Origin of the sequence: Pelagicoccus sp. SDUM812002 (assembly GCF_031127835.1) — a bacterium.
Lineage (GTDB): Bacteria > Verrucomicrobiota > Verrucomicrobiia > Opitutales > Opitutaceae > Pelagicoccus.
The window spans coordinates 34,691-53,758 of record NZ_JARXHX010000011.1 but is presented as its reverse complement, the minus strand read 5'-3'; the positions used below and the strand labels follow the sequence as shown (position 1 = coordinate 53,758).

General features: G+C 55.4%; 18 protein-coding genes and 1 pseudogene. 10 read left to right on the top strand and 9 right to left on the bottom strand.

All coding sequences use genetic code 11. The annotated features are described in order from the left end of the window. Positions 1 to 181: 181 nt before the first annotated feature. Positions 182 to 775, bottom strand: a complete 594-nt coding sequence (gene purN / locus QEH53_RS15750; protein ID WP_309024176.1) for a phosphoribosylglycinamide formyltransferase — start codon at positions 773 to 775, stop codon at positions 182 to 184. 169 nt (positions 776 to 944) lie between these two features. On the opposite strand from purN, the gene QEH53_RS15745 reads away from it, so the two are divergent. Next, a complete protein-coding gene (locus tag QEH53_RS15745) occupies positions 945 to 1,619 on the top strand; it encodes a hypothetical protein (RefSeq protein ID WP_309024175.1) in 675 nt (224 codons plus the stop codon). Positions 1,620 to 1,704: 85 nt separating this feature from the next. Here the strand turns inward: QEH53_RS15745 and QEH53_RS15740 are convergent, their stop codons facing one another. The 3 genes and pseudogenes from QEH53_RS15740 to QEH53_RS15730 form a co-directional block, all read right to left on the bottom strand. Further along, complete coding sequence (locus QEH53_RS15740) at positions 1,705 to 2,493, bottom strand: undecaprenyl-diphosphate phosphatase (RefSeq protein ID WP_309024174.1); 789 nt, start codon at positions 2,491 to 2,493, stop codon at positions 1,705 to 1,707. Positions 2,494 to 2,553: 60 nt separating this feature from the next. Next, a pseudogene (locus QEH53_RS15735) lies at positions 2,554 to 3,423 on the bottom strand (fructosamine kinase family protein). A 73-nt stretch (positions 3,424 to 3,496) separates the two neighbouring features. Next, positions 3,497 to 3,973, bottom strand: a complete 477-nt coding sequence (locus tag QEH53_RS15730; RefSeq protein WP_309024173.1) for a low molecular weight protein-tyrosine-phosphatase — start codon at positions 3,971 to 3,973, stop codon at positions 3,497 to 3,499. A 129-nt stretch (positions 3,974 to 4,102) separates the two neighbouring features. Between QEH53_RS15730 and QEH53_RS15725 the strand changes: the two genes are divergently transcribed. The 4 genes from QEH53_RS15725 to QEH53_RS15710 all read left to right on the top strand — a co-directional run bounded on the left by QEH53_RS15725 (position 4,103) and on the right by QEH53_RS15710 (position 7,904). Beyond that, complete coding sequence (locus QEH53_RS15725; RefSeq protein WP_309024172.1) at positions 4,103 to 4,432, top strand: hypothetical protein; 330 nt, start codon at positions 4,103 to 4,105, stop codon at positions 4,430 to 4,432. A 95-nt stretch (positions 4,433 to 4,527) separates the two neighbouring features. Then, positions 4,528 to 6,186 carry an AarF/UbiB family protein gene (locus tag QEH53_RS15720; RefSeq protein ID WP_309024171.1) on the top strand — a complete coding sequence of 553 codons (1,659 nt, stop codon included), beginning with the start codon at positions 4,528 to 4,530 and terminating at the stop codon, positions 6,184 to 6,186. Positions 6,187 to 6,309: 123 nt separating this feature from the next. Beyond that, positions 6,310 to 7,416: a DNA polymerase III subunit delta gene (holA, locus tag QEH53_RS15715; protein ID WP_309024170.1), complete on the top strand. Its 1,107-nt coding sequence runs from the start codon at positions 6,310 to 6,312 to the stop codon at positions 7,414 to 7,416. A gap of 5 nt (positions 7,417 to 7,421) precedes the next feature. After that, positions 7,422 to 7,904 carry a hypothetical protein gene (locus QEH53_RS15710; protein WP_309024169.1) on the top strand — a complete coding sequence of 161 codons (483 nt, stop codon included), beginning with the start codon at positions 7,422 to 7,424 and terminating at the stop codon, positions 7,902 to 7,904. A gap of 7 nt (positions 7,905 to 7,911) precedes the next feature. Here QEH53_RS15710 and QEH53_RS15705 read toward each other — a convergent pair whose 3' ends face one another. Both QEH53_RS15705 and QEH53_RS15700 read right to left on the bottom strand, forming a co-directional pair. After that, positions 7,912 to 9,333, bottom strand: a complete 1,422-nt coding sequence (locus QEH53_RS15705; RefSeq protein WP_309024168.1) for a tetratricopeptide repeat protein — start codon at positions 9,331 to 9,333, stop codon at positions 7,912 to 7,914. Positions 9,334 to 9,391: 58 nt separating this feature from the next. Continuing rightward, positions 9,392 to 10,669 carry a VCBS repeat-containing protein gene (locus QEH53_RS15700; RefSeq protein ID WP_309024167.1) on the bottom strand — a complete coding sequence of 426 codons (1,278 nt, stop codon included), beginning with the start codon at positions 10,667 to 10,669 and terminating at the stop codon, positions 9,392 to 9,394. Between the two features lie 216 nt (positions 10,670 to 10,885). Between QEH53_RS15700 and QEH53_RS15695 the strand changes: the two genes are divergently transcribed. After that, positions 10,886 to 11,236, top strand: coding sequence for a hypothetical protein (locus QEH53_RS15695; protein WP_309024166.1), 351 nt, complete (start codon positions 10,886 to 10,888; stop codon positions 11,234 to 11,236). 131 nt (positions 11,237 to 11,367) lie between these two features. Here QEH53_RS15695 and QEH53_RS15690 read toward each other — a convergent pair whose 3' ends face one another. Genes QEH53_RS15690 through QEH53_RS15680 form a run of 3 tightly spaced genes read right to left on the bottom strand, consistent with a single transcriptional unit; the run spans position 11,368 to position 15,742 of the window. Next, positions 11,368 to 12,459 carry a lipocalin-like domain-containing protein gene (locus tag QEH53_RS15690; protein WP_309024165.1) on the bottom strand — a complete coding sequence of 364 codons (1,092 nt, stop codon included), beginning with the start codon at positions 12,457 to 12,459 and terminating at the stop codon, positions 11,368 to 11,370. Beyond that, positions 12,456 to 15,053: an FtsX-like permease family protein gene (locus QEH53_RS15685; RefSeq protein ID WP_309024164.1), complete on the bottom strand. Its 2,598-nt coding sequence runs from the start codon at positions 15,051 to 15,053 to the stop codon at positions 12,456 to 12,458. The genes QEH53_RS15690 and QEH53_RS15685 overlap by 4 nt, the downstream gene beginning before the upstream one ends. A gap of 2 nt (positions 15,054 to 15,055) precedes the next feature. Next, positions 15,056 to 15,742 carry an ABC transporter ATP-binding protein gene (locus QEH53_RS15680; protein ID WP_309024163.1) on the bottom strand — a complete coding sequence of 229 codons (687 nt, stop codon included), beginning with the start codon at positions 15,740 to 15,742 and terminating at the stop codon, positions 15,056 to 15,058. 190 nt (positions 15,743 to 15,932) lie between these two features. On the opposite strand from QEH53_RS15680, the gene QEH53_RS15675 reads away from it, so the two are divergent. From QEH53_RS15675 to QEH53_RS15660, 4 genes are read left to right on the top strand one after another with little or no spacing between them, the layout of a single operon-like run. Next, the gene (locus tag QEH53_RS15675) at positions 15,933 to 16,388 is read left to right on the top strand and encodes a DUF4174 domain-containing protein (protein WP_309024162.1); all 456 of its coding nucleotides are present in this window, start codon (positions 15,933 to 15,935) and stop codon (positions 16,386 to 16,388) included. Further along, a complete protein-coding gene (locus QEH53_RS15670; RefSeq protein WP_309024161.1) occupies positions 16,385 to 17,755 on the top strand; it encodes an MFS transporter in 1,371 nt (456 codons plus the stop codon). The genes QEH53_RS15675 and QEH53_RS15670 overlap by 4 nt, the downstream gene beginning before the upstream one ends. Next, entirely contained in the window at positions 17,752 to 18,495 is a 744-nt protein-coding gene (locus tag QEH53_RS15665; protein ID WP_309024160.1) for an SDR family oxidoreductase, read from the top strand. Before QEH53_RS15670 ends, QEH53_RS15665 begins: the two co-directional genes overlap by 4 nt. Positions 18,496 to 18,506: 11 nt before the next feature. Then, complete coding sequence (locus QEH53_RS15660) at positions 18,507 to 19,052, top strand: lipocalin family protein (protein ID WP_309024159.1); 546 nt, start codon at positions 18,507 to 18,509, stop codon at positions 19,050 to 19,052. Positions 19,053 to 19,068: the final 16 nt, after the last annotated feature.

Here is a 19,068-nt window from a genome sequence, read left to right as displayed (position 1 = left end):
TTGGCTGTTCGAAGGGAAGTCGATGACGCTGTCGAAGCCGGGCGTGGATTCAAGGATTAGTTGAGGGAATTTTGCGGGCACGATTTTCGCTGGGGTGGACGCTGAAATCGTGAACGTGGAAGTCCTTAGGGGGCCGATGATTTAGATCGGAGAGTTGGGAATCCTGCCTCGCTACAGCTTCCTACGGAAGCTGGATATCGCCTCTGGCGATTTTGGCGATGGTGTCGGGGTAGAGCTGATGCTCTTGGGAGAGAACGCGGGCTTGCAGGGTTTCGGGTGTGTCGTTGGAAAGGACAGGAACGCGTGCCTGTTGCAGGATCGGACCTTGGTCGTATACTTCGTCGATGAGGTGCACGGTGGCGCCGGATTCGGTTTCGCCAGCAGAGATGACGGCTGTATGCACGTGCATGCCGAACATGCCTTGGCCGCCGAACTTGGGAAGGAGGGCTGGGTGAATATTGAGGATTCGGTTTTGGTAGCTGGCGAGGAGCTGGGGTCCGATTTTCTTCATGTAGCCAGCGAGGATGACGAGGTCGACTCCAGCGTTGCGCAGGGCGTCGAGGATGGCGGCGTCGAGGTCCGACGGATCGGGGTGGGTCTTGCCGTTGAGGACTCGGGCTGGCATGCCGGCGTTCGCGGCGCGATCTAGGGCCCCCGCTCCGGGATTGTTACAGATGAGGAGGGCGGGGGTCGCGGGAATGCTGCCTGCAGCGCATCCGTCAAGGATGGCCTGCATGTTTGAACCGCCGTGTGATGCGAGGAATCCGAGTTTCATTTTAGAGGAATGAAAGAAGAATGCAGATGGGGGAAAGGGAAAGCGTTAAAACCGCAAAGGGCCGGATTGAGGAAGGGAATGAGGGGATTCCGAGCGCGAGCCGAGGGGAAGGAGAATATTTGGGGGTAGGGCGGAGGATGTCGTAGGTTGGGCGCTAAGTTCGTGTAATATGGTTAGCGAGCGAGTGGAGAGAGTGAAGAGCGGTGAGTCTAAACAGCATCAAGAGCTGAAGGGGTTGTCGCTGGAGTGGCTGAAGGCGCAGGGATGTCGGGCGAGGGCGACGGAGGTGCGATTGCCGCTTTCGCCCTATCGGGTGGACGTTGCTGGTTATCGAAACTCTGGGAGAATGGGTGCTTTAGGCGAAACCTTTGTTTTGGAGTGTAAGCAGAGTCGGGCGGATTTCTTGAGGGATGCGAGCGTGGAAAAAGCGGTGGCTCATGAGCAGGCTGGCTTGGCGGAGGATGTCGAGCGTTTGCGGGAGCTCCTAGGGATGCATCTGCCGGAATGTCGGCAATGGGTGTCGTTGTTTAGCGAATACGATGAATACGACTTCGGCGAGCTGAGGCACGAGCGCTGGCGGCGGCTGGTAAGCCGGCTGAGCTTGCTGGAACGCAAGTTGGCGGATGGGGTGAAGTTTTCGCGGATCGCCCGTTATGGGGCGTCGAACTTCTGCTACCTCGTGGTCGATGAAGGGGTGCTGAAACGCTTTGATGAGATTCCGCTGGGCTGGGGCTGCCTTGTGCGGGAGGAGGAATGCTTGCGGTTAGAGCGGGTAGCGAAACGGCTGGTCAGCGCAGACGCGGCGAAGCTGGCGTTTTTGGAGAGGGTAGCTGCGAGGAGGTAGGGCAACCCTGCAGCACGGTCTGCAGCGAGCTGCAAGCCCATGGATTGGCGATCTTGCAGGGAGGACGGAGTGGAAACCGTCCCTCCTAGGCGAGGTAGTGCGCAGCGATGGCGATGGTGCCGGCGGTGAAGCAGTAGTACGCGAAGTAGATGAGCTTGCCGCGAGTGACGACGGAGATCATCCATTTGCAGGCGAGCACGCCAGATAAGAACGCGGCTATGGCTCCGGCGATGAGAGGGAGCGGCGCTACAACGGAGTTGGCCATGCCGCCGTCGATGATGTCTTTGCAATTGGCCCCGATGATGGGGATGAGAACCATAAGGAAGGAAAAGCGGGCGACCTTGCTTTTGTCGACGCCGAGTAGAAGTCCGGTGGCGATGGTAGAGCCGGAGCGGGAGATGCCGGGCATGACGGCGATGGCTTGGGAAATGCCGATGATGATGGCTTTTTTGAAGGTGACTGGGCCGCCTTCTTTGGGCGAGTAGTACGTGAAAGATAGCAGGGCTCCGGTGACGAGGAGCATGCAACCGACGAGGAGAACGTTGCCGGTGAAGAGGCTTTCCACCTCTTCCTTGAAAAATAGTCCAACGATGACGACGGGGATCGAAGACCAGAGGAGCAGGGCGATATAGGTTTTGGATTCATTCCAACTGGACGTGAAAAGCCCTCGAAGAAGGTCGAGGATGTCACGCCAGAAGATGACGATGGTTGAGAGGACGGTGGCACCGTGTACTACGACGGTGAAGGTGACGTCTTCGGTCGTTTCTATGCCGAGGATCGCTTTGCCTAGCTCGAGGTGGCCGCTGCTGCTGACGGGAAGGAATTCGGTGAGGCCTTGGATGATGCCGAGTAGGATGGCTTCGAGTAGGGACATGGGTGGGAGTTGTGGAGAGTGAAGCGTGAAGAGTGAAGTACTTTTCGACTTGTTGGAGACTTATTTTGAGAGCAGTTGACGGGCCATGTGCTCTGCTTGGTGGGCGTAGCTCGCTCCAAACAAGTAGAGGTGATTGAGGCAATGGTAGAGGTTGTAGAGCGTTTTTCGCTGCTCGTATCCGGAATCCAATGGCTATTCTTTTTGGTAGGCGCGGTAGAACTCTGACGGGAAACCTCCGAAAAACTCAGTAAATGCGAGGTCGGCTTCTCGGTCGCCGTAGTAGCTGGCGGGATCGTAGACGAAAGGAATTCCCTCGCTGGTGAAGGAGACGTTGCCGGACCAGAGGTCGCCGTGCAGGAGGCTGGGACTGGGCTCGTGGTCTACGAAGAAGGAGGGGACGGCTGCGAGAAGTTTGTCAGCGAAAGGTAGCTGGTAGCCTCGGCTAGAGCAGAGCTTGAGCTGGTGCTCGAGTCGGTATGTTCGGAAAAACTCGGACCAAGAATCAGTCTTTGGGTTGGGTTGTGGTGTAGCACCGATGCTGTTGTCTTCTTGCCATCCAAAGTGCGCTTGTTGGATGCGGTGGAGCTGAGCGAGCTTGCGGCCGAGGGACTTCCAGTTTCCGGAGCTTGAGGGGCGGGGCTCGATGTATTCGAGGATCAAGTACGATTGGGTTTCGCCCTCGATAAGATCGACGACTTCTGGCACTCGGATGGTTTCCGTCGCAGCGAGTTCGCGGAGGGCGTTGGCTTCTGAGGCGAAAGCGTGCAGAAAGGACGTTTCGTTGGCTTTGACGAAGAATTGTTGGTCGTCACCTCGGACTCGGTAAGCGTCGTTGATGCAACCACCTCCGATTGCTTCTTGGGCCTCGATGGTGAAGAGGCGTCCGCTGTGGTGAGAGATTGCGTCTTCGATGAGGTCGCGGTCAGGCATATTTACGGCTAGCGAACTTCTGCGGGCGTGTTGCAATTGAATTTGGAGCCCTGACGGGTGATCCTCAGTTATCCTATCTTATTTGCTTCAGGATTTGGCGGCAGCCGTCTTCGAGGAGGTCGAGTACGTGTTCGAAGCCTTGGGCACCGCCGTAGTAGGGGTCGGGGACTTCGGTATCCGAATGCTGGATGCAAAAGTCACAGAAGCGTTTGATCTTATGGCGGTTATCAGGATTGGAGAGACGCTCTAGGTCTGCGAAGTTCTCGTTGTCCATGGCAAGGATGAGGTCGAAACGCTCTAGGTCGTCCGCGGTGACTTGGCGAGCGGAACCGGTCATGGGGAGACCGCGCTTGCGACCAGCGGAGCTCATGCGGGGGTCAGGCGGATTGCCGGTGTGGTAGCCGATGGTGCCGGCGGAATCGCAGACCACACAGTTGTTGAGGCCGGCATCTTCGAGCAGCTTACGCATGACGTTTTCTCCGGAAGGCGAACGGCAAATGTTGCCCATGCAGACGAAGAGAATGGAAGAGATCGAATTTGCTTCAGCCATGCTAGGGAGGAATAGGGGATAGATGGGGTGGAGCAATTGGTTTTTTTGAGATCTGGATCATAGGGAGACTCGTCTGAGGGTGGAATTTTGCGTTGCTGTCGTCTCCGCTTCCTGATTAGGTTTTGGTCTATGATCGATGCCATTAAGAAAGTAATGCTTGCTGGAGTAGGTGCAGCGGCGATTAGTACGGAAAAGGCAGAAAAGGCCCTTAACGAATTGGTCGAGAAAGGAAAGCTCTCCGCGACTGATGCGAAAGACGCTGCCAAGAAACTGGCCGACGAGGGGAAGCAGGAGTTTGACGAGGCTTCCAAGTCCTTGGAAGAGCGTTTCGACTCTATGCTCAAGAGGTTGGGACGTGGACAGGCGGAGCGTATCGAGAGCTTGGAGACTAAGTTGGCTGTTCTGGAATCCCGACTCGCCGTGCTCGAGAAGAAGGACGCCGCAGGGGTCGCCGAATAGCCCTACTGTTGCCAGCTAATAATTTCCTTTTGTAACGACGTGGGTCGAATGTGATTCCACGACGCTGATTTTGTGTATTCCCCAGTCCCGCAGGTATGTCATTAACGCCCTTTGAGTTCATTGCAAATGCGGTGAGAGCCAAAGAAATCGTAACCGTTTTGGCCCGTTACGGTTTTACGGATTTACTGCAGAAGTTGGACTTGCCGCCTCGCTTGATGAGCGCTCTCGGCAAGATGGGTGCAGAGAAGCAGAGCCAGTGGGAGCGGCTGCGAATCGTGATGGAGGAGCTGGGGCCAACGTTTATCAAGTTTGGGCAGCTTTTGAGCATGCGGCCTGACGTGGTGCCCGAGGCCTTGATCAAGGAACTACGAAAGCTGCAGGAGGAAGTGCCACCTGTATCCTACGAACAGATACGTCCCATTCTGGAGGAAGGGATAGGGCAGGATTTAAACTCCGTCTTCTCCGATTTCGACGAAGCCGCGGTTGCGGGTGCTTCCATGGCTCAAGTGCATCGTGCTCGGCTAATTTCCACGGGCGAGTGGGTAGCGGTAAAGATTCAGCGACCCGGTATAGAGAAGGTGATCGATGCGGACTTCGACATATTGATGTGGTTGGCCAAGCAAGCTCACGAGCGGATCGAAGACCTGCGTCCGATCAATCTACCCGATGTGGTGGAAGCGATGCGAGATGGCTTGGAGAGGGAGCTAGACTTTCGAAGGGAGGCGAGAGGGCTTTCGTTCTTCTCGCGGAGAAACGCCTATCCCGAAGAGGTTTGCTCACCGAAGATATTCGAAGATTTTTGCACCCGGCGCGTGTTGGTGATGGAGTGGATAGACGGTCGTCGTCTGGAGTCGATCATCCCTGGTAGCGAAGAGGCGAAACGCCTCGCTAAGGCGGGCGCCCGTTCGATGTTTCACCAGATCATGATACAAGGGTATTTCCATGCGGATCCGCACGCTGGAAACATTCGCGTGATGCCGGATGGAAAACTTTGCTTTTTAGACTGGGGAGCGACGGGGCAATTGACCCAGCGCATGCGCTATGGGTTGGTGGACCTTTTTCGCGCTTTCGTGAAGGCCGATGCGGAGCAAGTGACGAGGATCGGTATAAATTTAGCGGATACAGGAGAGTCGATCGACCGGCGGCGCATGGAACGTGATGTCAATCTAGCGATTCGCCAACACTACAATGCGGATACGGGCGAGGGCGATGTGGGCCGTGCCATTTTGAGCCTGCTTTATGTCTTTGGCAGGAACGGGATCGATCTGGCTCGCGACTACTCCTTGATGGCGAAGGCGATCCTATGTGTGGAGGAGACAGGGACGACCTTAGATGAAACGTTTAACATAAAGGATGAGTTTGAGCCTGTGCTCAAGAAACTGATATTGGAGCGCCGGAATCCTAAGAGGGTGGCTGCGGCTTTTCGCGATTCCCTTTTCTTGGGGATCGAGCAGTTGCAAGGAATACCGGAGGAAGGGCTGCGGATTCTTAAGAAAATTGAAAAGGATAACCTTAAGATCAATCTGCAGCATCGAGGCTTGGAGGATCTGGATGACGCTATCAGCGATGCGAGCAACAAGATCACGCTCGGCATCATTATCGGTTGTTTGCTGGTGGGATCTTCGCTAATTGTGACCTCCAATACGCCACCCATTGTATTTGGATTTCCGATACTTGGAATCGTTGGCTATGTGCTCTCTTTCTTGCTCGGGTTGTACGTGGCCTTTGATATTTTGAGGGGGCGACCTAAGTAGGGCCTGCTGCGGCCGAGGTTGGAAGCTTTATGCTTCGGTTTGATCCTGAGATTTGGCCGAGGTGGCACTCGTCCCTCCAGATTTTTCTTTTCTCAGCTGGAGGTGTGGGCATTGTTCGGTGCCATGTCTAGCGCTCCCTTCATCTACGTTTCCGGTCCCGATGACTACTTGGCCAATCGGTTGGCTAAGGACATCTGGGCGGAGATTAAAAAGGATGTGACGGATGACTTTTCTATCGAAGTCATCAGCGGCCAAGCAGGAAAGGTGGACGAGGTAGCCGATGCGGTAAACCGTTTCCGCGATGCCGTCCAGACTTTGGGACTCTTTGGTGGCAGGCGCGTTGTGTGGTTGAAAGACATCACTTTCGTTGCCGACAACCAGGTCGGACGAGCGGAAAGCACCGTGAAGCTTTGCGAGGACCTGCAGGAGGTTTTGGAGTCAATCAATCCGGACGAGGTAGGCGTTTTGATATCGGCGTCGCCGGTGGACCGCCGCAAGCGATTCGCTAAGTTTCTCGAGAAGACAGGCGACTATCGCCCCTCCGGTGGCGTAGATTCGAAAGGCGGCGGCGTAGAGGCGCTGGTGGCGGCGCTCAATCGCGAGTGCGAAGCCATGCAGGTGACTATCGCCAGAGATGCGGTCGAAGTATTGATCAGCAAGGTGAACGGCAATTCGCGGCTTTTGATCGAGGAAACAAGGAAACTCGGCACTTACCTCGGTGAGCCTGGAAAGCAAATTACGAGCAAGCTGATCGAGGAGCTGACGCCCAATTTTGGCGAAGGGGACTTCTTCGAGAGCACGGAAGCTTTTTTCTCCCGCGATATCAACTGGACCCTTTCGGCTTTGCGTCGCCATTTTTTCAGTGGAAACGATGCGCGCCCTGTGATTGCGTCCTTGCAAAATCGAAACCGCCTCTTGATCCAGCTGCGTTCCTTGGTGGACGGTGGTGAAATAACGACCAGTGGGTCGAGCATCAGTAAGCCGATGTTCGAGCGAGCGGCGGCCAAGTACACCGACTTCTATGACGGGCTGAAAGCGAAAAGCGGATACAATATTTTCACCCAGAATCTTTGGTATATGGGAAAGCTTATTGGTTCGGGCAAATTTCCACCTCTGAAGACCTTGATCGATCATCAGCTCGAGTTTATCCGTGCCTTCGAGGAAATTGTAGAGCGGCCCAACGAGCAAGAGGAAGCTCTGCGAGCGATGGCGATTCGCTGTCTGGCTTAATCTCGATGGGGGCTCGTCTCTTCGTGGATGGCAGCTGCGATCCGCATTCAGGAATTGGATACGGTGCTGCCTTGTATCTTCCCGCAGGGTGCGAGGAGGCTGTTGCGGATGAGATGCGGTCGGAGATTGTAGTACGGCGCTTCGCGTCGTGTCGTTCTTCCTCACTGGAACTCAAGGCTTTTCTCTGGGCACTCGAGCGTTGGGGAGGCTCTACCCCCGAATTGGAGGTGCACAGCGATTCGCAAACTATAACTGATCTACCCAGTAGACGTGCTGCGCTGGAAGAGAGCAGCTTTTGCTCGAAAAGCGGAAAACCCCTATCGCAGGCGGGGTTGTATCGAGAATTTTATGACGCTTTCGACCGCTTCGCTCCATCGCTAATCAAGCGAGATGGGCACAAGCGGGCGGGTGAGAAATCCCAGGACGATCTGCTTTTTGCGCTCGTCGACCGGGGAGCCCGAAGGGCGTTGCGCGAGGCGCTTCGTTGAGTCGCACCTATTGGGGTGGCTCGCTGCGGAAGGCTTGACGGTACATGTTCTCCAGCGGGTCGACTCCGGTGACACCGATGCGCGGGAGTTGGCGAACTCTTGCGAACCAGTAGTCAGATTCTTTTTTGTCGGAGCGAGAAATGGCATCGTAGAGCACGGCTGTGAGGGCGATCAGATTGTGCGGTTCTCTTTGCAGGGCTTCCCTCATTTGCTCGACGCCTTCTTCCACGCGATTTTGCGCGAGGTAGGCTTGAGCGAGGGAGATGTAGCCGACGGCTTCCTGGGGGCGCACTTCGATGGATTTCTTGTACGCGGCTATCGCTTGGTCAAATTGTTTTTGGGCGAGGAGGAGGTCTCCTTTCTCTATATTGAGGGACGGAGAGTCGGGTGCGGCTCGCAAGGCGCTCTGGAGGGTTCGACGTACGAGGGTGGGGCTTTGTCGTTGTTTGGCGATTTCGATAAGTCCCAGCCAGGCGTCAGCGAAATCAGGCTGGAGTTTTACGCACAGTTGGTAGTGGGTTTCGGCGTCGTCGATTTGGCCGAGCTTCATATAGACTCCAGCTAGCTGGAAGTGAAGGGTCGAAGAGTCAGGGTCGAGCTTAACGGCACGCTGTACATAGCGCAGACCGGTCCGGACGTCACCTTGATGGACCGTCCATCCACCAGCGATCGATACTTGGTAGGCGTCGTAGGAGTCGTTCATGAGCGAAAGTGACCACGGATCTGGAATGTCGGCGTAGCTTCCCCAGACGATTGTTTGCAGGATGCGATTTTCTAGGTGGGGTAAGTTGAGCCTTTTGTAGACGTCGCCCAACAGATCGGCTCCGATCTGGTAGTTCGTGAGGCTTACTGCCTTTTCTAGATGGGTTCGCGCTTGCGACCAATCTTCGTTTGAGATTGCGACCCGAGCGAGCCCTACAAGGGCGTAAGCGTTCGAGTCGTCTTTCGAAAGGGTATTGGCGTAGACATTTTTGGCTTCCTCGAAGCGATTTTGTTTCAGGAGCGTATCGCCGAGCCGGATACGTGCAGGGATGTAGTCGGGAGCGAGCTCTCTCGCTTTTTCGAAATACGGCGTCGCTTCTTCGAGTTGGCCGTACCCGGCGAGGATGCGTCCGAAGTGATAGGGCCAGCGCGCTTCGCTTGGCTCGGCGAGGACGAGAGCGGCGTAGCATTGCCAGGCTTCCCGTGTGAAGCCGTTTGCGTGATAGAGTCGGCTGAGCTCGGCGAGGCCTTTGACGGCTTCGGGACCTTCTTTGGCCTGTGTGGTAGCAGTTTGGATACGGTTGAGCAACTCTGGGTTCTCGACTGAGGTGGGAATGTCGGGAGTTGCATCAGAGACGAGGGCTGCCGTTTTACTGGCCTTTTGCCAAAGGAGGAATCCGGTAGCGAGACCTGCAAGTACGAGGACGATGGGAATGACTTTCTTCAAGGGAATAGGGAAGGGCTTGGGTTGTATGTGAACGCCTAGGGATTCTTCGTTCGGAGCACTATTGGGGTTGCCAGATCATGAAGCGGCTCATGCGCTCGTAGGGTTGGTAGGCATGGAATCCGCCGGAGACGATGCTTTGTCTCCCGCTTCCATCAAAGTCCCCGACATCGATGCAGAGCAATTGGATGGGGTCGTGGGCGAGGACGATGGATTGGAAGTTCATGGATCCGTCGTTGCAGTATAGCATGAGAGACTCGGCTTTAGGGTTGGCCCAATCGTTGAAGCTGGAGAGAGCGAGCACGTCCATGTCTCCATCGTTGTCGATGTCCACCGCAACGGGTGAGTAGGCGCCGCCGAGGTCGGCGATACGGTGGTACTTGAAGAAGCCGGAGCCTTTGTTTTCTAGCCACTGCACGCCATGCCAAGGGCGGGGGCCTGGTACAGGATTAGGGCCGAAACCGTCTCCATTTGTGAAAACAAGGTCAGGCTTTCCGTCGCGGTTTAGGTCGGCCGAGCACATGCCAGAGATAGCATAGTCGTCGTTGGTTGAACCCCAGATTGCTCGGCTCTTTTTGAAGCCGCCGTTGCCATCGTTTTCGAAGAGGTGAATCTCTTCCCACTGCTGAGAGACGAGGGCCGCGAAGTCGAGCCAGCCGTCGCCATTGTAGTCCTCGATCGTCACGTTGATGGTTCCTGAGAGTTGCAATACGCTCTCGGACTCGAATTTCCAATTGCCAAGATTTCTCATCCAGCGGACTTCACCTTGGTCGTATCCAAATTGCCCTACGACGAGATCGAGGTCGCCGTCCTTGTCTAGATCTGCAGCTCGGGCGTCGGTGACGCGGTCCACGTTTTCTAGAAGGATTCGCTTGGTAAAGTTTTGGGAGCCGTCGTTCTCGAGCACCATGAGGGTGCCGATCTTGTCGTTGTTTGGGAAGACGACATTCATGCAAGAGAGGAGAACGTCGAGGTCTCCATCGCCATCGAAATCATAGGCCTCTGCGTGGACAGGGGCTTGGGCTTGAGTAGCGATGGCGATCTCCTTGAAGCCGCCGCTTGGCAACTGGCGGAGCCAGACGACCTCGCTGTCCTTGGATTCGCATGCAATGGCGTCGAGGAGTCCATCTTGATCTAGATCGACCGAACGTATGTGGGCCACCCATGGGCGACGGTCTCCGATGGTATCTCCGATTTCGCTGCCTACAAAACGAGTTAGATCGACCTGAGTCGTAGCCTCAGGCGGAGGAGGCAACTTGAGGTCGTCAGCAGAAGGAGCGCAGCCTCCGAGGAACAGGAGCGGGAGTGCAGCAGTTATTAGATAGGGGCTTCTCTTCATGGGAAAAGGCAATGCTAGAGGCTTAATGCGTGAGTGTGAATGGCGAACTGGACTTTTTTGGGGATTGGATTGGCTCAAACTTGATTCAGCGGCGGGGGGCTGCGCTTTTTTGATCTGTGAAAGGCGGTTTATATGATTGGCGCGGGCGTTGCTAGACTGAGGGTGCTGAAACGCTAATTTTTTCAGTTCAACTAAAACCAAGTGAAAGGACATCTAATGAGCACGCACGCAATGAAAGGGACCCCAGCTTTAAACGGAACTTCTACCGTTGCGGCCCGACAGGCGAGCGAATTGAAGGATTCCTTGAGCCGACAGTTGATGGGGCTTCTCGACGCGACAATGCGTGAGACTTGGCTCCCGATGGGGTTCCGCGTTTTGGTTGTTCAAGAATTTCCATCGATGCGCCGCATGCTCGAGCGAAACAATTTCCGTTCCTCGCTACGATCGCACGTCGAGCATCTTCTCGAGGAAGCCGAGCCATACGGCGTGTTTTCCAAGAGGTCCGCAGCGCTGCGCGCTCTACGTGGATTGCAGGCTGACTTGCTGATCACCGATTTGGCTGCCTAGCAGTTTGTATAATAATTTCAGTTACGGGGTATAGTGGGTCGTGGTGCCGATGTGGTGCTGCGACCCATTCGTGTTTTCGAGATGGGATTGGGCGACACAGGAGAAACCGCCCCCGAGCAAGAGCCGAAAGCTTAGAATTTCCCCTTTAGGGATTCCGTGTAACCGGTGAGTTCTGTGTAGCCGATTCCGATTTGGACATTCTCTTCGTCGAAGACGCGGCAGGCGCCTTCCCAGTATACGAAGTCTCCGATAGAGCCGGCTAGCTCTTGGTCGTCGGCGAATGGCTCGATGCGTAGCTTGCGGTCTCCCCAAGAGATTTCGTACTCAACGGGATAGGAGGCTTCGGAATGGGGGCTGTTCCAATTGCGGAGGGGAGCCCAGCGGAAGGCTGAGCCCTTGAGTTCGGTCTTCTCTCCGTCGTGGGAGATGAGGGTGAGTCGGGAGTTGGGGTCGACTGCACCATCCTCACGTCGCATCACGTAGGCCATCAACTCGCTTCCATCGTCCAAGATGAGGCTGCTCCAGTTCCAGCCAATTTGGTCCGAGCTGAGCTGGCTCGAGCTGAATTCGTGGTCCATCCAAGCGAGGCCGCTGACGGAGGTAGAGGTTTGCTGGTTTTTGAGCGTTCCGCTCACTTTCAAGCGAGTAAAAGTGATATAGTGGCTGGCAGCTCCTTTTTCGTCGCCTTTCTTTGAATAGCCGTCCTCCCCGAATAAGGTTTTCTGCTTCGCTGGGGTGAGAGTGAGTTCCAGCACGCCGATGTCTTTGAGCGAGAAGCGGGTCTTCATTTGCTCGCTTTGCGGGTCGAGCATTTTTAGGTACCAGTTTCCATTGTAGAGATCGAGGGTCCCGACTTTTGCCGCTGCGTTCCAGTCATCGGAATTGAGTCGCTCTTCGTGGATGAAGCGTCCGCTGCGTTTGTCGACGATTGCGGCATGGGCGAGATATACCTGCTCCGTAGTTGATCCAGGAGTATCCTTGCTGGCAGAGCGAAAAAAGGTGATCTGGAATCCCAGCTCCTGTCCTAGCGAGTCCAGATGTCCGGTGATGTACCACCACTCTGTCTTGAACTGCGGATGACTACCGTGGTCGCGTGGAAATTGTAGCACTGTTTCGGGGCGAGCGATTGCGAATCCAGTATCGGGTTCGACGGGAAAAGGCGTCTCCGCGCAATAGGCTGCGACAGAAGCCCAGCTAACGAGAATGGTTGCGAGCAGTTTCATTCTTCTGACAAGGGTGGAAGTTTGGCGGACCATCGTCCGACGAAGTAGGATACGACGCTGGCTCCGGTCGCCGTCAAAAGGCTGAGCCCTGCGAGGGTGCTCCAAGGAATGGATACGGCAAGGGTCCAGCCGAAGGATTGCTTGTTTATGATAAAAACAAGGGTCAGTCCCAACAGTAGACCAAGGAAAAGGCCGGCGACGATTCCAAGAAACGCCAGGACGAGCCCTTCCCAGAGGCTTGAGAGGGCTATGGTTCGGACGTCGAATCCAATACGCTGCAAGGTGCTGATTTCGCTACGGCGTTCGATAAGCAGGGAGGCGAGCATGGAACCGAGTCCGACCACGGAAATGAGCAAGCCTATACCCTCGAGGGCGTATGTAATCGAGAATACACGATTGAAGATCCTCAGCGTTTCCTCGCGCAGCCAGCGATTGGTCATCACCGCGAGGGCAGGATGGGCTTCCTGAAATTCGCGTGCGAAGGCTTCGATCTCGTCCGAGTTGCCGATATGTAGGGCGACCGCACTCGGACGGGTGATTCCGGTTATGCGTTTAAACGCTTCATCGTCTATGCCGAGGCTGCCGTTCTCGTTTCCGTAGTCGGCCATGATGCCAATGATACGCAGCGGCAAGGGACCATCGCTGGTCGGCAGTTCGATGGTATCGCCGACGGACTTCTGGAATCGACTGGCGAAGGCTTCGTTTACAGTTGCAGTGTTGCCGGATTGAAGGTCGAGAAGGTTGTCTGGGCGGTTGACCCAAGTGGTGTGGTCGATTCTTTTGAGATACTCTGTGTCGAAGCCGATTAATTGGGTCGGAAGATTCTGGATACGGGTGGCTGTGCGGTAAATGATTCCAACGTCGGATACGCGGGAGTCACTCCGCATCGCGTCGATCGTCTCCTCGTCGATTCCGGGAACCTCGTGGGAGGTGCTGACAGATTTTGGGCGGATGAAGAGGTCGGCCTGTAGTGTATTCCCGATCCAAGCTCGCACGGTAGATTCGAAGCTTCCGATGAGGAATATCATGGAAGCGGTCATGCCTACTGAGAGTACGACCCCAGCGAGGGCAAGGCGGTGCCTGGTAACCGGAAGCCGAAATTGGCTCAAGGCCAGACGTAGGCTCGTGTAGCGATTACCCAGTAAGGTGCAGAATCGGCCGAGGGACTCGAGGGAAAGGCAGGCGAGGGTTGCCACGAGTCCGATGAGGAAAATGGCCAAGGCGTAGCCTCCTGCGGGGATGGCGTGTCCATTCTCGGCCCGTAATGGCTGTATCAAATAAGCAACTACGGAAAGGACGGCGAAGACCGCTGCGGCGATCCAGTAGGAGCCTCTCGCGTAGCTCGAGCGATGATTGCCTTGGCGAATCGTTTCGACGACTGGAGCTCGGGCCGCTTGGCGAGCGGGCCACCACCCTGCAAGGGTACAGAAGACAGTGGTAAGAGTCCAAGCGAGCGCTGCCTCGCTGGGAGCGTATTGGTGGAAGACAGCTCCAGCATTATAGTAGAGCGTGTTTATGGTTTGGCCCACCATTTGTGTTGAAACGCGTGCCATTGCGTCACCGAAAATGAGCCCGAGACCTCCGCCGAGGAATCCGATAAGGCAAGCGTCGGCGAACCAAAGAAGACGTGTCAGCTTAGTGGATACGCCGAGAGAGTGCAGGGTTGCTACTTCTCCTTGGCGCCTTGCGACGGTGCTGTCCATGGCTTGGAATACGAGACAGATAGCGACTAGCAGTGAAAGAACGGACAGGGCCCGCAGATTCATGCGCAAGGCCAGCGTCATGGTGGCCCCCGTGGCTTGGCGTTGCCCTTGGGACTCGATGACCCAGTTGCCGGGATTCGCCGTTTCAAGCTGTTTGGTGGCGTATTGTAATTCTGAATCTGTCAATTCCTCCTTGGCCCAGACTATGTCCACCCGGTTAGCGTGCAGCGGTTTGGACTGAAGATCGCTCAAGTCTCGCCAGTCCATAATCAGCACGTTGGAGGCAGCTTGCTGGTCGGTCTCCAGTTCAGGAAGTTCCCCTATCCAAGGGAGTTCAACAATCTTGTCCTCAATGAAAAGGCTCAGGGCGCTCGTTTCACCCCAGGTGTAAGCGGCGGAGGTTTCGGCTTGAGCATACACACCGTTGGGTCGGTCTAGAGGACCGTCGCCGTCAGCGGGATTGGTAGAGAGGAAGGTGTTGTCCGCATCGTGACGGAGGAGAAAGTTGGATGCGGCGAGCAGGTCCATGCCTACGAGGGTGAAGACTGATTCGATATCAGAGACGTCGGGCCGATCGTTGAGGCGGACGCTGGTGACTATCTGAGGGACGAGGGTTGCTTCTGTATCCAGTAGGGCGATACGGATGTTTCGTAGGTCCTCGAGCGAGAGTTCGGCGAGAGTGGGGGTGACGACGAGCTGGCTTTGCCCGGAGACGGTTTGGGCGAAGCGGTCAAAGCTTTGCGTGGATGCCCGATTGGCTAGACCGATGGCCAGGAAGGCTCCAGTGCCGAGGGCGACAATCGAAACCAACAGCACGAGCTTAACCCAATGGCGAAACCAATACCGGATGCCGAAGCGCCATAGGAGGCTCGCGAACAGCGGAGCAGTCATGGTTAGAGGGCGGCGGGGGACGTTTCGGTAAGAACTCCATCGGCGAGATGGAGTTGGCGCTGGCAGATGCGGGCGGCTTCGTCGCTATGTGTTACCATTAGTAGAGCGGCTCCCTCCTCGTCGGTGATCTCCCGCAGTAGTTGAAGCACGCTCGCTCCGGATCGACTGTCGAGGTTGCCTGTCGGTTCGTCGGCGAAGAGGACAGGCGGACGGTGAGCGATAGCCCGGGCAATAGCGATACGTTGCATTTCGCCTCCCGAAAGAGTGGAGGGAAAGGCGTCTGCTCGGTCGGTTATTCCCATGCGTTCGAGCAACGCGTCGACGCGCTGATGCCTCTGTTTTGACGTCTGGCCGAGCAACTGTAGAGGCAGCTCAATATTTTCCCGTGCGGTGAGGGTGGGCAACAGGTGGAAAAACTGGAATACGGTGCCGATTTTCAGGCGGCGGCATTGGGCAAGCTCCTCTCGACCGAGGCTGTCGAGACGCTCGCCACCAAGCCAAACGCTGCCTGAATCTGCTGGCATGACTCCGCTCAGGCAGTGCAAAAGGGTCGATTTGCCGGAGCCAGACGCGCCCAGCAGCGCCAAGCGTTCGCGTGGCCTGAGTACCAGATCGATACCGGAGAATAAGGTCCGGTTGCCGAAGGTTTTGCTAAGTTGTTCGCATCTGAGAGGAGGAGTGGAGGTCATTTAATTGAGAAAACAGTTGTGAACAATGAATGAATTTAGTAAACAGGTCAATAATTCACTTGAATGCGGTAAATGTATGTGGAATTTGTAGATTTGAATTAGGCTTGAACTAGTTGGAGGTTTTGCAGATTCAACTGATGAATCTGACCATTAACTGCGAATTTCTATCCCAAACGCGAGGCTTCCTACTATGATCCATCTTATTTTCGCCTTACTTTCTATGATATTTCATTGGCAATCCTTCGGTAGCGGTTCCGCGGCCGGTTCGCTTGAGAGCGCGCAGTGGAAGCACCGTGTTTTGGCTTATGTGGTTGCTTCAGACACTCAACGCGACGAAATCGAGCGAACTCTTGAAAGCGAGAATGCGGAGCTGGTGGATCGGGATTTGTTGTTGGTCAACTTGGGAGAAATCGAATTGGAGACGCGGCATTCGCTGGAAATGGGTCCGGAGGAAAAGAAGCTCTGGCGGGAATTTTGGGATCTCGGCCTGTCGGAGAGCCGTTTCATACTTATCGGCAAGGACGGTGGGACGAAGGCCACACAGCGTGATAACTTAGAGCTGGAACCGTTTTTCAATCTAATAGATTTGATGCCGATGCGCCGAGCTGAGTTAAGGGCTCGCGACGATTCGTCTCAGCTCAAATGAGCAAGGGTGGAGCTAAGGCGAGCCAATGGTTGAAATCCGGATACGGGTCTGCTGAGGTCGGCCTGGTTTCGATGGAGGTAATGCTGCAGGTATACCTCTTGGAGCTATACGTCTCGGCGGGGTTGAGCCCAGCTTGGGCTGGCACCGCATTGGCACTAGCGGTGGTTTGGGACGCTGTAAGCGATCCAGTGATGGGGGTGCTCTCGGACCGCACTTCCGCGAGCTCGGCTCGGGGTAAGCGGCTTTGGTATGTACTGCTGGGATCGCCGTTTATGGCGGTCGCGTTTGTTTATTTGTTCTCACCTAGTGCAACCGGTGGAGAGCGTTCACTTTTTTGGCAGCTTTTGATTTGGTATCTGCTGCTGAATACAGCGATCACGATGGTGGTGGTCCCTTACTTGGCCCTGATCAACGATCTGTCGAAGGATCCTAAGGACCGCGCAGGATTCTTTGGTTGGCGGTTGGTTTTCAGTGGAGCGGGTTTGATCGTGGGATTAGCTATTCCGCCGTTGGTCGCTCATTATGCTGGGTCCAGCTTAGAAAGTGGCAAACGCCAAGCGCTCTTGGAGAACAGAAGTGAGTCGGCTCTCTGGATCTCCGGAGCAGGACTGCTAGCTACTGTTTTAGCTGTAGCGACGGTCTGGCGGGCTGCCGGTAATGCCCGAGCGGATACGTTCGCAGGAGGTTCTAAGATATTGGATGCGTTTAAGTCCGCGATGTCTTCACGTGGTTTTCGTATGGTAGTGGCGGCGTTCGTCTGCATCGCGATGGGGCGTGCGGTGAATGGCAGTCTCGCCCTCATTTTCTACAAGGGTACTTTGCAGTTCACAGACCAACAGGTGGCGATGGCGCTGATCGGACTCTCACTCACGGTGATGGCGGCAACGCCGCTCTGGGTGCGGTTTGGCGATAAGCTTGGAAAGCTTCGTCTTTCGGTTTACGGTTCTCTCGGTCTTACGGTGCTGACGGCAGTGGCGTATCCTTTGATGCCTCCTCAAAGCGTGGGCCCCGTTTTGTTCGTAGTGGTAGCGGGCGGAGTGGTCGCCTCGAGTGTGGTTTTGTTGGAAGCCCTTTTTTCGGATGTAGTACAAGACGACGGTGACGCCTCCCAACTTTCCTTGAGCGGGGCCTACTATGGACTTTGGCGAACCGCTACGAAGATGGCGCGTGCAGGAGGACTCGCAGTTTCGGGGCTCTTCCTGTGGATGATCGGTTTTGAGGAGGGAGGCGGCCCGCAAACGGAAGAAGTCTATCGTTCGGTTGCGTGGGCTTTTGGCCCAGGCGTGGCTCTCTTTTTCGCCGCGGGGACATGGGTCCTGTGGCAAACGCAGAAGCAAGGAATAATAAAGGAAGGAGAACAACAATGAGTGACGGAAACAACTTTGTAGTAATTGGAGGCAACGGGGCGATCGGTAGCACGTTGGCAGAACGACTGCTAGGCGCCGGTAATAAGGTGGTGGCAACGGTTCGCGACCAGGATGAGGCAAGCCAAAATGCGAAGTTGAAGGGAGCTCATCTCATAGAGCTCGACGCGACTGATTGGGATGCGTATCCAGATATCTACGACGAGGCTGAATCGGTTTTCGGGCCGATTGACGGAGTCGCGGTCTGTGTAGGCAGCATCCTTTTGAAGCCGGCTCACCTGACCAGCAAGGAAGATTTTGACTCAGTAATGTCGCTGAACGTTTCGACCTGTTTTGGGGCGATTCGATCGGTGGCAAAACGCATGATGAAGTCTGGCGGTTCGATCGTGCTTTGTTCCTCTGCAGCGGCACGGCACGGGTTTCCGAACCACGATGCGATCGCAGCGGCGAAGGCTGCTGTGATTGGTCTGACCCTTTCGTCCGCAGCGACTTACGCCAGCTACGGGATCCGTGTGAACTGTGTGGCTCCCGGGTTGGTGCACTCTAAAATGTCTCGTCCGATCACCGGCAACGAAACGGCCCTGAAGGCTTCCCAATCGATGCATGCCTTGGGGCGAATTGGCGAGCCTTCGGATGTTGCCAGTGCCATGGCCTGGTTACTGGATCGGGAGCATAATTGGGTATCCGGACAAACAATCGGCATCGATGGCGGGCTTGGTTCGTTGTTCAGTAAGAAACGATAGGACAACTCAGAATGATGAAATGGATACTAATAATAGCAGCGGTCGCTGCCGTAGGAGCACTGTTGGTCGCTTGTACCGGTGACGATGACAAGGAGCCGAACCAAACGTTGGCGGAGTTCGTGAACGTCGAACGTTTCATGGGCACTTGGTACGTACACGGCTACACGCCGACTCCGATGGACAAGAACGCTTACAACGCGACCGAAACTTACGAGTTGGAGGAGGACGGAAAGATCCAAACGACTTACCGTTTTCAGAAAGGTGGCTTTGACGGCAAATGGAAGACCTTGAAGCCCCGCGGTTGGGTGCACGATACTGAATCTAACGCAGAATGGCGGATGCGTTTCTTCGGGATCTTCACCTCTCCATACTACATCCTCTACGTATCGCCTAATTACAGAGAAACGGTGATCGGACACCCAGATAAAGATTTGGCGTGGATCATGACACGTTCGGCGAAACTGGGCGATCGCGATTACGAGCGCTTGCTTCTGGAATTAGCTCAGCGGGATTACGAAATGGATAAGGTAACTCGAGTGCAGCACAACGGCGACTAGCGGAGCTATCCGTAGG

Excerpts from the sequence above, each read along its gene's own strand:
- QEH53_RS15730 (WP_309024173.1), bottom strand. The coding sequence starts at position 3,973 with ATGGCTGAAGCAAATTCGATCTCTTCCATTCTCTTCGTCTGCATGGGC.
- QEH53_RS15720 (WP_309024171.1), top strand. The coding sequence starts at position 4,528 with ATGTCATTAACGCCCTTTGAGTTCATTGCAAATGCGGTGAGAGCCAAA.
- QEH53_RS15690 (WP_309024165.1), bottom strand. The coding sequence starts at position 12,459 with ATGAAACTGCTCGCAACCATTCTCGTTAGCTGGGCTTCTGTCGCAGCC.
- QEH53_RS15670 (WP_309024161.1), top strand. The coding sequence starts at position 16,385 with ATGAGCAAGGGTGGAGCTAAGGCGAGCCAATGGTTGAAATCCGGATAC.
- QEH53_RS15675 (WP_309024162.1), top strand. The coding sequence starts at position 15,933 with ATGATCCATCTTATTTTCGCCTTACTTTCTATGATATTTCATTGGCAA.
- QEH53_RS15745 (WP_309024175.1), top strand. The coding sequence starts at position 945 with ATGGTTAGCGAGCGAGTGGAGAGAGTGAAGAGCGGTGAGTCTAAACAG.
- QEH53_RS15660 (WP_309024159.1), top strand. The coding sequence starts at position 18,507 with ATGATGAAATGGATACTAATAATAGCAGCGGTCGCTGCCGTAGGAGCA.
- QEH53_RS15725 (WP_309024172.1), top strand. The coding sequence starts at position 4,103 with ATGATCGATGCCATTAAGAAAGTAATGCTTGCTGGAGTAGGTGCAGCG.
- purN (WP_309024176.1), bottom strand. The coding sequence starts at position 775 with ATGAAACTCGGATTCCTCGCATCACACGGCGGTTCAAACATGCAGGCC.
- QEH53_RS15685 (WP_309024164.1), bottom strand. The coding sequence starts at position 15,053 with ATGACTGCTCCGCTGTTCGCGAGCCTCCTATGGCGCTTCGGCATCCGG.
- holA (WP_309024170.1), top strand. The coding sequence starts at position 6,310 with ATGTCTAGCGCTCCCTTCATCTACGTTTCCGGTCCCGATGACTACTTG.
- QEH53_RS15700 (WP_309024167.1), bottom strand. The coding sequence starts at position 10,669 with ATGAAGAGAAGCCCCTATCTAATAACTGCTGCACTCCCGCTCCTGTTC.
- QEH53_RS15680 (WP_309024163.1), bottom strand. The coding sequence starts at position 15,742 with ATGACCTCCACTCCTCCTCTCAGATGCGAACAACTTAGCAAAACCTTC.
- QEH53_RS15695 (WP_309024166.1), top strand. The coding sequence starts at position 10,886 with ATGAGCACGCACGCAATGAAAGGGACCCCAGCTTTAAACGGAACTTCT.
- QEH53_RS15665 (WP_309024160.1), top strand. The coding sequence starts at position 17,752 with ATGAGTGACGGAAACAACTTTGTAGTAATTGGAGGCAACGGGGCGATC.
- QEH53_RS15710 (WP_309024169.1), top strand. The coding sequence starts at position 7,422 with ATGGGGGCTCGTCTCTTCGTGGATGGCAGCTGCGATCCGCATTCAGGA.
- QEH53_RS15740 (WP_309024174.1), bottom strand. The coding sequence starts at position 2,493 with ATGTCCCTACTCGAAGCCATCCTACTCGGCATCATCCAAGGCCTCACC.